This is a genomic window from Moraxella cuniculi (genome assembly GCF_900637105.1).
GTDB classification, from domain to species: Bacteria; Pseudomonadota; Gammaproteobacteria; order Pseudomonadales; family Moraxellaceae; genus Moraxella; species Moraxella cuniculi.
Map to the genome: position 1 here is coordinate 1,069,208 of NZ_LR134343.1, position 14,866 is coordinate 1,084,073.

At 45.1% G+C, this 14,866-nt stretch carries 14 protein-coding genes; 6 read left to right on the forward strand and 8 right to left on the reverse strand.

Features of this window, described 5'->3' with window-relative positions:
* Positions 1-65: 65 nt before the first annotated feature.
* The 5 genes from EL162_RS04960 (at position 66) to clpB (ending at position 6,980) form a co-directional block, all read left to right on the forward strand.
* Entirely contained in the window at positions 66-1,124 is a 1,059-nt protein-coding gene (locus tag EL162_RS04960; RefSeq protein ID WP_126330534.1) for an ABC transporter substrate-binding protein, read from the forward strand.
* A 121-nt stretch (positions 1,125-1,245) separates the two neighbouring features.
* Entirely contained in the window at positions 1,246-2,244 is a 999-nt protein-coding gene (locus EL162_RS04965) for an ABC transporter substrate-binding protein (protein WP_126330536.1), read from the forward strand.
* Between the two features lie 161 nt (positions 2,245-2,405).
* Entirely contained in the window at positions 2,406-3,302 is an 897-nt protein-coding gene (locus tag EL162_RS04970) for an ABC transporter permease (protein ID WP_126330538.1), read from the forward strand.
* Positions 3,303-3,313: 11 nt separating this feature from the next.
* Positions 3,314-4,108: an ABC transporter ATP-binding protein gene (locus EL162_RS04975; protein ID WP_076554321.1), complete on the forward strand. Its 795-nt coding sequence runs from the start codon at positions 3,314-3,316 to the stop codon at positions 4,106-4,108.
* A 304-nt stretch (positions 4,109-4,412) separates the two neighbouring features.
* Entirely contained in the window at positions 4,413-6,980 is a 2,568-nt protein-coding gene (gene clpB, locus EL162_RS04980) for an ATP-dependent chaperone ClpB (protein ID WP_126330540.1), read from the forward strand.
* 287 nt (positions 6,981-7,267) lie between these two features.
* On the opposite strand, the gene EL162_RS04985 is transcribed toward clpB, so the two are convergent.
* The 8 genes from EL162_RS04985 to EL162_RS05020 form a co-directional block, all read right to left on the reverse strand.
* Positions 7,268-7,657, reverse strand: a complete 390-nt coding sequence (locus tag EL162_RS04985) for a ClpXP protease specificity-enhancing factor SspB (protein WP_126330542.1) — start codon at positions 7,655-7,657, stop codon at positions 7,268-7,270.
* Entirely contained in the window at positions 7,654-8,283 is a 630-nt protein-coding gene (locus tag EL162_RS04990; protein WP_076554324.1) for a glutathione S-transferase N-terminal domain-containing protein, read from the reverse strand. The genes EL162_RS04985 and EL162_RS04990 overlap by 4 nt, the downstream gene beginning before the upstream one ends.
* Before the next feature lie 190 nt (positions 8,284-8,473).
* Positions 8,474-9,199 carry a cytochrome c1 gene (locus EL162_RS04995; protein ID WP_126330544.1) on the reverse strand — a complete coding sequence of 242 codons (726 nt, stop codon included), beginning with the start codon at positions 9,197-9,199 and terminating at the stop codon, positions 8,474-8,476.
* Positions 9,199-10,404, reverse strand: coding sequence for a cytochrome b (locus tag EL162_RS05000; RefSeq protein WP_197719011.1), 1,206 nt, complete (start codon positions 10,402-10,404; stop codon positions 9,199-9,201). The genes EL162_RS04995 and EL162_RS05000 overlap by 1 nt, the downstream gene beginning before the upstream one ends.
* Positions 10,405-10,427: 23 nt before the next feature.
* On the reverse strand, positions 10,428-11,012 hold the full coding sequence (gene petA, locus EL162_RS05005) for a ubiquinol-cytochrome c reductase iron-sulfur subunit (RefSeq protein WP_076554327.1): 585 nt from the start codon (positions 11,010-11,012) through the stop codon (positions 10,428-10,430).
* A gap of 505 nt (positions 11,013-11,517) precedes the next feature.
* The gene (gene rpsI / locus EL162_RS05010) at positions 11,518-11,904 is read right to left on the reverse strand and encodes a 30S ribosomal protein S9 (RefSeq protein WP_076554328.1); all 387 of its coding nucleotides are present in this window, start codon (positions 11,902-11,904) and stop codon (positions 11,518-11,520) included.
* A 9-nt stretch (positions 11,905-11,913) separates the two neighbouring features.
* On the reverse strand, positions 11,914-12,345 hold the full coding sequence (gene rplM / locus EL162_RS05015) for a 50S ribosomal protein L13 (RefSeq protein WP_076554329.1): 432 nt from the start codon (positions 12,343-12,345) through the stop codon (positions 11,914-11,916).
* 241 nt (positions 12,346-12,586) lie between these two features.
* Positions 12,587-12,781, reverse strand: coding sequence for an NF038104 family lipoprotein (locus tag EL162_RS05020; protein ID WP_126330546.1), 195 nt, complete (start codon positions 12,779-12,781; stop codon positions 12,587-12,589).
* A 174-nt stretch (positions 12,782-12,955) separates the two neighbouring features.
* Between EL162_RS05020 and mnmG the strand changes: the two genes are divergently transcribed.
* Positions 12,956-14,851 (forward strand): tRNA uridine-5-carboxymethylaminomethyl(34) synthesis enzyme MnmG, encoded by a 1,896-nt coding sequence (mnmG, locus tag EL162_RS05025; RefSeq protein WP_126330548.1) that lies wholly within the window; start codon positions 12,956-12,958, stop codon positions 14,849-14,851.
* Positions 14,852-14,866 lie beyond the last annotated feature (15 nt).

Here is a 14,866-nt window from a genome sequence, read left to right on the forward strand (position 1 = left end):
CCCCTTTTTGTTGATTTTGTGTTACAATCAGGTGATATTTAATCATTGATGATTTGGAGACTGTGATGAATTTGCCTCGTAATAAGTTTGCTCAAGTGATGCCAGCGATGATTGCAGTGGCGTTGATGGGCTGTAATGATTCTGCTAAGAGTACCGATACTGCTGAAAAATCCAGCAATCAGGCGGTTAAAACCCAAGAAAAAGCCAACAAAAAGGTGGCAATTTCGGCAATTGTTGAGCATCCTTCGCTAAACGATATTCGCTTGGGCGTGATTGATGGTTTGGCAAGTTTGGGCTATAAAACTGGCGAAAATCTGACAATTAATTTTCAGTCTGCACAGGGCAGTATGGCAACCGCAGGGCAGATTGCCAAGCAGTTTGTCGCTGACAATCCTGATGCAATCGTTGCCATCACCACACCAACTGCCCAAAGTCTTGCAGCAGCAACCAGCAGTATTCCTTTGGTTTATACGGCAGTATCAGACCCTGTGGCTGCCAAATTGATTGATGAAAATAATCAAGCCAAGCAAGCCAACATTACAGGTCTGTCAAGCCAATTGCCTCTGGAGCCACAGATTGAATTGTTCAGCAAAGTCAAGCCAGAAGCCAAACGCATTGGCTTTGTATACAGCCCCGGTGAGGCAAATTCGGTGGCAATAAAAAATCAGCTGCTTGAGCTTTTGCCAAAATACGGCATGACTTTGGTGGATGTGCCAGCAAATCGCTCAAGCGATGTTGGTGATGCGACCCGTTCTTTGGCTGGCAAGGTTGATTTGCTATACACATCACTGGATAATGGTGTAGCATCGGCGATGGAATCAATGGTGCAGGTGGCAAATGAGCTAAAAATTCCTGTCATCACCTCTGATGAATTTTCGGTGCGTCGTGGAGCAACGGCTGCTTTGGGCGTGAATGATTATGACTTTGGTTTGGCAACCGCCAAGTTGGTCGCCCAAGTATTAGATGGCAAAAAAGCCAATGAAATCAGCCCAGCGGTAATGAACGAGCTGACCTTGTTTATCAGCCCAAAACACGCTGCAGCACAAGGGGTTACTGTTGATTTAACCAAACTGCAAGACAGTATTAATGTAGATACCGTGCCTGCCCGCCAAGCACAAAACTAACCGCCAATCAGTGGGTTAGCCAGCCCAAAGCAGGCTTGGTGTTTTGGTGTGATTGTAAATATCACTCACCACAAACAAAGCAAGTCTGCCTAGGTGATTAATTGTATATTAAGAGAGTATTATGAAAAAGTTATTAAAAACTACTTTATGTGCCAGCCTTGCAGCACTGCTGCTAAGTGCCTGTGGCGATAAGACCACCAACGAAACCACCGACAAGGCAGCTGATGATGCCAAGCGTGTTGCCATTACCGCCATTGTTGAGCATCCTGCTTTGGACGCGGCTCGTCAAGGTGCGTTGGAGCAGCTGGCTGCCGAAGGCTTTAAAGAAGGCGAAAATTTAACGGTGAATTTCCAGTCAGCGCAGGGCAACATGGCAACTGCAGGACAAATTGCCAAGCAGTTTGTCGCTGACAATCCTGATGCGATTTATGCCATCGCCACGCCATCAGCCCAAGCGATCGCCGCTGCCACTTCAACGATTCCTGTGGTATTTTCGGCGGTTACCGACCCTGTGGAGGCAAAGCTGGTGAATAATTTACAATCATCTGGCAATAACATTACAGGTGCTTCTGATGTTTTGCCTTATGAGCCACAAATTGAGCTGATTCGTCAGCTGATTCCAACGGTAAAAAATGTTGGCTATGTTTATAGCCCAGGCGAGGTTAATTCAACCGTTGTCTTAAAAAATCTCAAAGAAAAACTTGCTCCGCTTGGTATTACAGTTATCGAGGCACCAGCCCAAAAATCCAGCGACATTACACAGGCAGCAAACAGCTTGGTTGGCAAGGTTGATGTTATCTATACCTCAACTGACAATAATGTCATTAATGCTTATGAGGCACTGTATCAGGTGGCAAAACAGGCAAAAATACCCTTGATTTCGGCGGATACCAGCACTGTTGAGCGAGGGGCGGTGGCAGCCATGGGCGTGAACTATACTGATTTGGGCAAACAGGCGGGCAAAATCATCGCTCGTGTGCTAAAGGGTGAAAAACCTGCCGATATTCCTGTGTATATTTCAGAGAATTTGGATTTGTACATTAGCAAAAAACACGCCGCCGAACAAGGCGTACAGTTGCCACAAGAAGTGCTGGACAGAGCAACCAAAGTCATTGATTGATTTTGTCGTGTGGATTTTTGGTTAATTTTGTGGCATATTTTCTTTTGTGCTACAAACTTCAAGCCCAAGCGGTATCAACTGCTTGGGTTTTGTACAAATGATAATTCTATTGTGCCAGTGATTTTGTTATAATAAGCATTTTTTGATGGCGAGTAATGCCCATGAGTTTGATTGCGTTATTTGGGGCGCTAGAAAGCGGTCTGATTTATGCCTTGATGGCACTTGGTGTGCTGATTTCTTTTCGGATTTTGGATTTTCCAGATTTGACAGCGGACGGCAGTTTTCCTTTGGGAGGTGCAGTTGCAGGCGTGGCGATTATTGCTGGATTTAATCCGTGGCTTGCCTGTCTGTTTGGTATGGTGGCAGGCATGGTGGCAGGTATGATAACTGCTTGGCTGCATGTCAAATTGGGTATCTTGCATCTTTTGGCAGGTATTTTGATGATGACTGCCTTGTATTCAATAAATCTTAGAATCATGAACGCTCCCAACTTATCACTGCTTGGCGAGCCGACTGTATTTGATGCGGTGTCGCAATTTGGTACGCCTGCCAAAATTGCCGTGGTTGCTGCCATTGTGATTGTTGTCAAGCTGCTTTTGGACTGGTTTTTTTCAACCGAGACAGGGCTTGCGATGCGTGCCACAGGCTCAAACTTACGCATGGCACAGGCTCAAGGCATCAACACTTCAGGGATTATTATTCTGGGCATGGCAATCTCCAATGGACTGATTGCGTTGTCAGGTGCGTTATTTGTGCAGACGCAGGGCTTTGCTGATGTGTCTATGGGTATCGGAACCATCATCATCGGTCTGGCGGCGGTGATTATTGGCGAGGCGGTATTGTCAGCCAAACGCATTTTTTGGATTACTTTGTCGGTATTATTAGGTTCGGTGATTTATAAGTTGTTTGTGCAATTGGCGATGTCTAGCGAGCTGTTGCGTGATGTGGGCTTTCGCTCGCAAGATTTGAATCTCATCACTGCTATTTTGGTGATTATTCTGCTTGTGTTGTCAGGTTATAAGCACAAGCTGGTTGGCAAACGCAAGACAAAACAATAGGAGTGCCACTTATGATGCAAGCAACTGATTTACGCCTGACATTTAATGCAGGTACACCAATTGAAAACCCTGCCTTGCAAGGACTGTCTTTATCAATCGCCAAAGGGGAATTTGTTACCGTCATTGGCACCAATGGTGCGGGCAAATCCACTTTTTTAAACGCCATCAGTGGTGCGGTGCGTGTTGATAGCGGCAGCATAAAAATCGACGGGCAAGAGGTGAGTCATTTGCCCACCCATCGCCGTGCAGGGCAGGTGGCACGAGTATTCCAAGACCCGATGGCTGGCACTTGCGAGGCTCTCACCATCGAAGAAAATATGGCATTGGCATTTAAGCGTGGCGGTGTGCGTGGCGTGTCAGGAGCATTAAATGCCAAAAATCGCGAGCTGTTTCGTGAAAAATTAGCCATCTTAAAACTCGGTCTAGAAAATCGCCTCACCGACCGCATGGGGCTGCTGTCAGGAGGCCAAAGGCAGGCGGTGAGCTTATTGATGGCAAGTTTGCAACCATCAAAGATTTTGTTGCTTGATGAGCATACAGCGGCACTCGACCCAAAGACGGCAGCTTTTGTGCTGGATTTGACCGACCGAATCATCAGTCAGGGGCAGCTGACCGCAATGATGGTAACGCATTCAATGCAACAGGCATTGGCACACGGTACACGCACTGTGATGCTGCATCAAGGCAAAGTGCTGCTTGATGTCTCAGGCGAGGCTCGTAAGGGCATGACGGTGCAGGATTTGTTAGACTTATTTACTCAAACTCGTGGCGAAAAGATTAGTGATGATAGTTTGATACTGGGCTGATATCCATAGCCCATCAAGCACTTAGGCAAAAGCTTAAGTGCTTTTTTATTATTAAGAAAATTTGTTTTGTCAAAAATTTTTGTTACTATGGGGTATTTTTTATAAATTACAAGGAAAGAAAATAAATTTAAATTTTTATAATAAAAACAATATCTTACAAATAAATATTGAGACAAATTTGTTTTTTTATTGAAAAATTATCCAATGCCTACCATATAATCGCTAACAATGCAATAAGATAATTTTAAGTATTAATTTTTAATTAAACTTAATAAATTATCTGACAAAAATTTTGAGGACGATAATGAATTTTGACAAATACACACGCACATTGCAAGAGCTGTTGCAAAAAGCTCAGAGCTTGGCTGGCGATCAGCAGCATACAGCGATTGCCCCTGTGCATTTATTAACGGTGGCGAGTGAGCATCAGACAGCAGCAGCGATATTGCAGGCGGCACAGGCGAATATGCCAGTGCTAAGCAATCAAGCCAAAACATTGTTATCGCACCAAGCCATCATCACTGGTGCAGCACAGGTGGGCATTTCGCCCGAGACCGTAAGAGTGTTGGAGGCAGCTGAAAAATACGCAGCCGAAGCAGGCGATGATTATGTGGCGGTTGAATGGTTGCTGCTTGCGTTGTTCTATGACAAAACGACGCACAAAGCACTGGTGGCAGCAGAGGTGAATGAGCAGCAGTTAAAGCAAACAATTATGAAAATCAGAGGAGATGAAACAGTGAATAATCAAAACAGCGAACAAAACAGACAAGCACTCGAAAAATACACCATTAACTTGACCGAGCGAGCGGCAGCTGGCAAACTTGACCCTGTTATTGGTCGTGATGACGAGATTCGCCGTACGGTGCAAGTGCTTTCACGCCGTACCAAAAACAATCCTGTATTGATTGGCGAGGCAGGTGTTGGCAAGACCGCCATTGTTGAGGGTTTGGCACAACGCATCGTCAATGGTGAAGTGCCAGAGAGCCTACGAAACAAGACGGTACTGTCTTTGGACATGGGGTCGCTCATCGCAGGGGCAAAATATCATGGCGAGTTCGAGGAGCGGCTAAAAGCTGTGCTAAATGAACTATCTAAGCAAGATGGCAATGTGATTTTGTTCATTGATGAGCTGCACACCATGGTTGGTGCAGGCAAAACCAGCGGTGCGATGGACGCGGGCAATATGTTAAAGCCTGCCTTGGCACGAGGTGAATTACGCTGTGTGGGTGCGACAACGCTTGATGAATATCGCCAATATATTGAAAAAGATCCAGCACTGGAGCGTAGATTTCAAAAGGTATTGGTTGATGAGCCGAGTGTTGAGGACACCATTGCGATTTTGCGTGGTTTAAAAGAGCGTTATGAGCTGCATCATGGGGTGAAAATTCTGGATTCGGCAATCATCGCTGCTGCCAAGATGAGTCATCGTTATATTACCGATCGCCAATTGCCAGATAAGGCAATTGATTTGATTGATGAGGCTGCCAGCCGTATCAAGATGGAGCTAGACAGCAAGCCTGAAAGTTTGGATAAATTAGATCGCCGTATCATTGCTCTAAAAATGCAGTTAGAAGCGGTAAAGCATGAACAAGACGCAGGGGCAAAATCGCAAGTAAATTCATTGCAGGCACAGATTGACGATGCCCAAAAGCAGTACGATGAGCTTGAGCAAGTCTGGCGAGCCGAAAAAGCAGGCGTGGAAAAAAGCAAGACTTTGCAAGCCAAACTTGATGCAGCACGCATCACGCTGGATAAGGCACTAAGAGAGGGTGATTATGCTCGAGCATCCCAGTTGCAGTACGGTGAAATTATTGAGCTGCAAAAACAGTTAGAAGAGCAAAGTGATGAAGGTCAGACGCCAAAATTGTTACGCAACAAAGTCAGCGATAACGAAATTGCTGAAGTGGTATCGGCAGCGACAGGCATTCCTGTTGCCAAAATGCTGCAAGGTGAGCGTGATAAATTGTTGGCAATGGAAGCGGTGCTGCATGAGCGAGTGATTGGGCAAAATGAGGCGGTCGTTGCCGTGGCGAATGCCGTTCGCCGCAGTCGCTCTGGTCTGTCAGACCCGAATAAACCAAGCGGATCGTTCTTATTTTTGGGGCCGACTGGCGTTGGCAAGACCGAACTTACCAAAGCACTTGCCAATTTCTTATTTGACTCCGAAGAGGCGATGGTGCGTATTGACATGAGTGAGTTTATGGAAAAGCATAGCGTTTCTCGTCTTGTGGGTGCACCTCCGGGCTATGTGGGCTATGAAGAGGGTGGTATCTTGACCGAAGCGGTACGCCGCAAGCCATACAGTGTGGTATTGTTTGACGAGGTGGAAAAGGCACACCCAGATGTGTTTAATATCTTGTTGCAGGTGCTTGATGATGGCCGTCTGACTGACAGTCAGGGTCGTGTGGTGAATTTCAAAAACACCGTCATCATCATGACTAGCAATTTGGGTAGCCAAGCAATCTCTGCAGCACCTGATGCTCCTTATCAGACGCTAAAATCAGCGGTCATGGAGTCGGTAACGGCACATTTTCGCCCAGAATTTATCAATCGCATTGATGAGATTGTCGTATTTCATGGCTTGGGTCAGGAGCAGATGGCTGGCATTGCAGAGATTCAGCTGGAAAGATTACGCAGTCGCCTAAAAGAGCGTGAGCTTGGGCTGGTGCTAAGCGATGAGGCGATGCAACATTTGGTGGCGGTGGGCTATGATCCTGTATTTGGTGCCAGACCGCTCAAGCGTGCCATCACCCAAGAAATCGAAAATCCACTGGCACAGCTTTTGTTGTCAGGTGCATTCGTGGCAGGCGATGTGATTTCTGTTGAATGGCGTGAGGGCAAATTCGCTTTTGAGAAGTTGCGTTTTAGCTGATTTGATATCAGCTGGGCATGACTTCCCGTGTGATGGGTTTTGCCCGCTCAAGCGTGCAAAGCGGAGAAACCATTATGGTAGAGATTTTACCATGAACGGTTTTTCCTAATTGCAAGGCTTTGTAGGAAGCTGTTAAGCTGCTCATTGATGGGCAGCTTTTTTCCGTTATTTGCTAATAATAACCAACAACGGTTGATATGCCAATCCCAGCAAAATGAGCTAGGGTGAGATTGCAAAAGTTATGCTTGTGAAAAGCACATTTTATTTGGCATAAACTGCCCATAATGCTAATCTAAGATACGCAGTGTTGGTTTATTATCAGTGGGCTTGTCGTTATCTTTTGGCGTGGGCTGATATCCGTCATACTCACTGGGGTCAAACAATGTGATTTGCTCAGAATTTTCCTTGGGATAAATAGCCATAACCGCCTGCATAGGAATCCACAATTTGTGAGAAACGCCACCAAAGCGAGCCTCAAAGCTGATGGCATCATTGTCAATGTGTAGATTTTGGGTGGCTGCATAAGAGATTGCCAGCACCAAGCGTTCATCAATTGCATACTCAAGCGGTGCCACAAGCTCGGCATGGCTAGCATCAACCAAGAGATAAGCGGTATAATCGTTATCTTCCATCCATTCGTGCATGGCTCGTATGATGTAAGGGCGTTTTGGAGTCATGATATGTCCTCAAAATTGATACTGGATAAAAAACTTTTGCGAGAAAATTGCTCGGTCTGATAGTCAAGTAGTGGCTTAACCAAATGCGTGGGCAGGCTGATGTTCATTTGTGGCAATCGCCAAAGCAGCGGCAAGAGCAATACATCGCACCAGCCAAAATCATCTGACATAAAATAAGGCCGATAACCAAACAAGGGGGCGAGAGTTACCAAAGAATCGCACAGGGATTTTTTGGCATGGTGTGCCTGTATTTCATCAAAGCTATCAGGGTGGGTAAGTAGCGTATACCCCTGACTGAGCCAATCTTTTTGGATTCGCCAAGCCAATTGCCGCATTTTGGCACGCTCACTGGGCATGGCAGGCAACAAGCGAGGTGCTTGATGGCGTTCTTCCAAATATTCAAAAATAACATTAATTTCATACAAAGCGACATCGCGATTGACCAAAATCGGCAAAGTATGATAGGGATTGAGTTCAATCAGCTCTTCGGGTCGTTCGTCTTCGATAACAATCAACCGATAATCCAGCTGTTTTTCTTCAAGCAATAAGCGAACCACATGGCTGTTTAGCCCATGGTCGGCATAGAGTGTAAATTGTGTTGAGAAACAATGTGCTGAATTTGCCATGATGATTCATGATATGGTTTAAGTTACTAGTTTAGCAAAATTTTTATTTAAAGTCTGTATTTTCTTAAAAAAATCCAAATCTTAAAATTGTGTGATTGATGGCAAAATGTCAAGCTGCATTGGTGCTGCACTAAGGTCAATAAAAATGACCGATGGTTGGCATCGGTCATTAATGGTACGGCTTGGCAATTTATTTGACATCTTTCCAGAATTCTTTGTTGAGCAGATAAACTGGAATCAACAAGATTAGTAGAAATAAGATGACATATGCACCATAGATTTTGCGTTGATGACGCACAGGCTCAGCCATCCATGCCATGAAGTTTACCAAGTCGCCAACGCGTGATTCGTACTCTTGTTTGCCCAACTCTTGTTGCAAATTCATCAGCACATGAGGCATGGCAGCGTTTGCAAGGACAAGGTTGTTTGCTCCCCAAGGACGGCTTGGGTCTTCATAAAAAGACAGCAAATAAGTATATACCCAATCATCACCACGCAGACGAGTCTCAAGCGACAAATCTGGCGGAGCTGCACCGAACCACTGCCCTTGTACTTCAGGGTCAATGCCAGCGGTGATGTGATCGCCAATTGACTTGCTGGTAACCATCAAGTATTTTTCGACCAATTCAGGTGGAATGTCCAAATCTTTGGCGATGCGTGAATGACGAACATATTGTGCTGAATGGCAGCCTGCACAATAGTTCATAAACATTGCTGCACCTCGTTGTAGCGAGCCTTTGTTGGTCAAATCAATCGGTGCTTTGCTACATTCTAGGGTAACGGTTGTGCCATCAGCTTCGGTATAAGTGCCACAGCCTTTGGTAGCGGCAGCCATGGCATTGGTGCTAGCAAAAGCACCAGCGGCGACCAATACTGCACCTGCACCAAATTTAATCAAAGAATTAAGTGCTTTCATTAGTGGCCTCCTGTAACGCGTTCTGGTGGTTGTTTGCATTTTTCAATTGATGTATAAATCGGCATCAATAAGAAATACAAGAAGTACAGTATTGTACAGATACGACCAATAATGGTTGCTGTTGGGGTAGAGGCTGTACCGCCCAAGTAACCCAGAATGATAAAGCTAATAACAAAGATAGCCAAAGCGATTTTTGACAAAATGCCCTTGTAGCGGATTGAGCGAACAGGCGAACGATCAAGCCATGGCAGAACAAATAGTACGGCAATCGCTGCACCCATTGCAATGACTCCACCCAGTTTGTGCGGTACGGCACGCAAGATTGCATAAAATGGCATATAGTACCACACAGGGGCAATCAGAGGTGGTGTTTTTAGGGCATTGGCAACTTCAAAGTTTGGTTTTTCTAAGAAATAGCCACCGCCTTCAGGGACGAAAAATACCACAGCAAAGAAGCAGATAAAGAATACTACAATGCCAACCATATCATGTACGGTGTAGTAAGGGTGGAATGGTACGCCGTCAAGTGGTACGCCGTTTTTGTCTTTGAGTTTTTTGATGTCAATGCCGTCAGGGTTGTTTGAGCCAACATGGTGCAAGGCAACCAAATGCATAAATACCAAACCAACCAACACCAGCGGAATGGCGATGACATGCAGAGCAAAGAAACGGTTCAGAGTAATGCCAGAGATTAGATAATCACCACGCACCCATTCTGACAGACCATCACCGATAAACGGAATGGCAGCAGGTAGGTTTAGGATAACTTGAGCACCCCAAAACGACATATTGCCCCAAGGTAGTAAGTAGCCAAAGAAGCCTTCTGCCATCAAGCATAGATAGATGGCCATACCAATAAGCCAAACTAACTCACGCGGCTTTTTGTATGAGCCATACATCAGACCACGGAACATATGTAGGTAAACTACGATAAAAAACGCCGAAGCACCTGTTGAGTGCATATAGCGAATCAACCAACCACCTTGAACATCACGCATGATATACTCAAGCGAAGCAAATGCCCCTTCGGCACTTGGGTTGAACATCATGGTCAGCCAGATACCTGTTACCAGCTGGTTTACCAAAACGACCATCGACAGCACACCGAAAAAATACCAAAAATTGAAATTTTTTGGTGCGTAGTATTTGGACATATGGTATTCATAAGTTTCGGTTGCAGGGTAGCGTGCATCCACCCAGCTCATGAACTTTTTCGCGATACTCATGATTAAGCCTCCCCAACGGTCAAGATTGTACCTTCGATGCTATAGATTGGCACTGGTAGGTTTGTAGGGGCAGGTACGCCACTATAAACGCGTCCAGCCAAGTCATACAGCGAGCCATGGCAAGGACAAAAGAAGCCACCAAACCAGTCAGCACCGCCCAAATCTGCCGCACCGACCTCAGGGCGGAATGTTGGTGCACAACCAAGATGCGTACACACACCCTCTACAACCAAGATTTCAGGTTGGATTGAGCGAGTTTCATTTTTGCAGTCTTCGGGCTGAACGGAAGCTTCAGAATTTGGATCGCTAAGTTTGGGTGTAACTTTGCTTAGATTTGCCACCATTTCTTCGGTGCGTTTGACGACAAAGATTGGCTTGCCACGATATTTTAGGGTAACCATTTGACCTTGCTCAATGCCAGCGATGTCTTGGGTAACAGCTGCACCCGCTGCTTCGGCTTTGGCACTTGGGTACCAAGATTTGACAAATGGAGTGGCAATCGCACCAACACCAACCGCACCGATGGCGGCGGTGGTTGCGATAAGGACTCTACGGCGTTTCACATTCACGCCTTCGGCATGGCTCATTAAAATTTCCTCCAGAGAAAGAATGGGGATATTCCCATACTGGGTGTGTGGCTATTATGAGAAACAATTTATCACAACAACCACATTTGCTGTGCCTATGTTTATTTAATATGACTATTTTAAGCTATTTTTGTAATAAAAGAAATTGTTCAGCGACAAAGTTGGCAAAAAAAGTCATAAAATTTTTGTTGATTTGATAAAAAAGTCAATTTTATAAAATAATATTAACTTATCAATTTATAAAATCTATAAAAAGCAACTATTTTGCTAAAAATTTATCGCTACAATGTTACCATATTTTAAGAAATTTTTCTGCATTGTTTGATGAAAAATTGCACAAAAGTACAAAATTTTCTTAGAATATTAGCTAGGTTTGGCGGAAGTGATAAGGTGCTATTTAAATTGTGAGGGTGATTGGTGTAATAAAGAGGGCGGTGAGGCTTGTGTGTTTTGATTAAAAAAACAAAAACCCTCAAATGAGGGCTTTTGTACAACCAAAACGGTATTAACGCTTTGAGAACTGTGGACGACGGCGTGCTTTGCGTAGACCAAGTTTTTTACGCTCAACTTCACGAGCATCACGAGTAACGAAGCCAGCTGCTTTTAGTGCAGGTTTGTAGCTTTCGTCAGACTCAATCAATGCACGAGTGATACCGTGGCGAATTGCACCTGCTTGACCGTTAATACCACCACCAACAACAGTGATGTACAAATCAACACTGTTGGTTAGTTCAAGTAGCTCTAGTGGCTGACGAACAACCATGCGAGAAGTTTCGCGACCGAAGTATTCGTCCAATGATTTACCGTTTACAACAATGTTACCTGTGCCTTTAGACAAGAAAACACGAGCGGTAGAAGTCTTGCGGCGACCAGTGCCGTAATTGCGTTCCATAATGTCTCCTTAGATGTCTAGTACTTGAGGTTGCTGAGCTGTGTGCGGGTGTTCGCTACCTGCATACAGTTTTAGCTTTTTAATCATTGCATAACCCAAAGGACCTTTTGGAAGCATACCTTTGACGGCTTTGAACAATACATCTTCAGGCTTGTGAGCAAGTAGTTTGGTGAAATTGGTTTCTTTGATGCCGCCTGGGTAGCCAGTGTGGCGATAGTATTTTTTGTCCTGAGCTTTTTTGCCAGTTACAGCAATTTTGTCAGCGTTGATAACAACGATATAATCGCCAGTATCTACATGCGGTGTGTATGATGGCTTGTGTTTGCCACGCAGACGAGAAGCAATTTCAGAAGCTAGGCGACCTAGAGTTTTGCCTTCAGCGTCCACGACATACCAGTCATGTACAACTTCAGCAGGCTTGGCACTGATAGTAGTAGTCATATAAAACCTATTTAGTTGAGTTTGAGAGTAATACAAATAAAAATCTCAAGCATGGCTTGATTTTATTTGTTTTTGGAGTTGGGAAACGAAGGGCTCTCAAAAAACAGCGACCATTTTACCAAATTATGATGGCATTGTGCAACTGTTTTTTAAATTTTTAAAATTGACTGCTATTTTATTATTGGCAGAGTAATCACAATCGGCAAACTGGTAGGTTCAAATAATCCTTGTGTGCGGTGGATTATTCTTTGTCGTTTTCTTTTTTGCCTTGCTTGTCTTTTTTGCCTGTGATGGCTTTGCCGACAGCGATGCCGCCTTTGACGACACCTTTGGTGGTTTTGTAGGCGATTTTGGCAGGGGTGGTAACAACTTTATGCACGCAGGCAGACAGCAATAAACAGGTGGCTGTGATAATAAGCAGGCGAATAATTTTCATGATAATATCAATAAGCAAAAGACTTATAATAAGCGATAATGACAAAAAATGCAATTGGCAAGGTTTGTTTATCAGTGGGCGAATTTGTCATAAAACTGTGCTAAAATAACGCCAAATTTATTTGGCTTTATGTCGCTGACAAATTTAACAATCAGCAAAAATCGGAAATCTTGAATGAATACAAGCACTTATACTTATCCTAAGACTTATGATGTGATTGTCATTGGTGGTGGTCATGCTGGCACGGAGGCGGCACTTGCAGCAGCTCGCATGGGCGTGGCGACTTTGCTAATTACGCATAATATTGAAACTTTGGGTCAGATGAGCTGCAACCCTGCCATTGGCGGCATTGGCAAATCGCATTTGGTGCGTGAAGTTGATGCCTTGGGCGGTGCGATGGCACTGGCAACGGACAAGGCAGGCATTCAGTTTCGTGTGCTAAATAGCCGAAAAGGAGCGGCGGTGCGTGCCACACGGGCTCAAGCTGACCGTATTTTGTACAAGGCGGCAATTCGCCATGTGCTAGAAAATCAACCAAATCTGGATCTGTTTCAACAAGCGGTTGATGATGTCATTGTCGAAAATGGCCGAGCGGTCGCTGTGGCAACTGCAACTGGCGTGCGTTTTAACACGCATACGGTGGTGCTGACTTCTGGGACTTTTTTGGGTGGGGTGATTCACATTGGCTTGCAGCACCAAAGCGGCGGTCGGGCGGGGGATATGCCAGCGATTCGCTTGGCAGATCGTTTGCGTGAGTTAAAGCTGCCAGTCGGTCGGCTAAAGACGGGCACGCCAGCACGCATTGATGCACGCACGGTGGATTTTTCGGTCATGCAAGTCCAAGAGGGCGATACGCCTTTGCCTGTGATGAGTTATTTGGGTGATGTATCCATGCACCCTAGACAAATTCCTTGTTATATTACACACACCAATGAGCGTACGCATGAGATTATCCGTGCCAATTTGGACAGAAGTCCGATGTTTAGTGGCAAAATCGAAGGCGTTGGACCAAGGTATTGTCCTTCTATTGAGGATAAGATTCACCGCTTTGCTGACAAAGACAGCCATCAGATTTTTATTGAGCCTGAAGGGCTGACAACGCATGAATTGTACCCAAATGGCATCTCAACAAGCCTGCCATTTGATGTGCAGGTGGCATTTATCCGCAGTATGCGTGGGCTTGAAAATGCTCATATCACAAGACCGGGTTATGCTATTGAATATGATTATTTTGATCCACAAAATCTCAAGCCAACACTTGAGACCAAATCAATCGATGGGCTGTATTTTGCAGGGCAAATCAATGGCACAACAGGCTATGAAGAGGCGGCAGCACAGGGTTTGTTGGCTGGGGCAAATGCAGCCTTGGCGGTGCAACAAAAAGAGGCGTGGACACCAAAACGACACGAGGCTTATCTGGGCGTGTTGGTTGATGATTTAATCACGCATGGCACCAATGAACCATACCGTATGTTTACCAGTCGTGCCGAGCATCGCCTGCTGTTGCGTGAGGATAATGCCGATGAGCGTCTGACAGCCATCGGATACCAATTGGGTCTGGTGGATGAAATACGCTGGGTAAAATTTAATCAAAAAATGGAAGACATTGCCAGTGAAACTGCTCGCTTGACAGAGATCTGGGCAACGCCAACCAATGCCATCGGCAAGGCATTCATGGCAAATACAGGCGAGGTGCTAAGCAAAGAAAATACACTGCTGGATTTATTAAAGCGTCCAAACATCGGCTTTGCCGACATTGCCAAAGTGTCAGACAGCACGGTCGCTGCCGAAGTTGGTGAGCAAATTGAGATTGCTGTAAAATATGCAGGATACATTGAGCGGCAAAATGACGAAATTGAACAAATCAAACGCCTTGAAAACACGCCTTTGCCGATGGATTTTGATTATCAGGCAGTGTCTGGACTTTCTAATGAAATTGTCCAAAAACTTAGCCATATCAGACCTGCCACACTTGGGCAAGCAAGCCGTATCAGTGGCGTTACTCCTGCGGCGGTGAGCCTGCTTGCCATGACGATTAAGAAGTTACAAAAAATGCAAGCCTTAAAATAACAGTCATATTGCTTG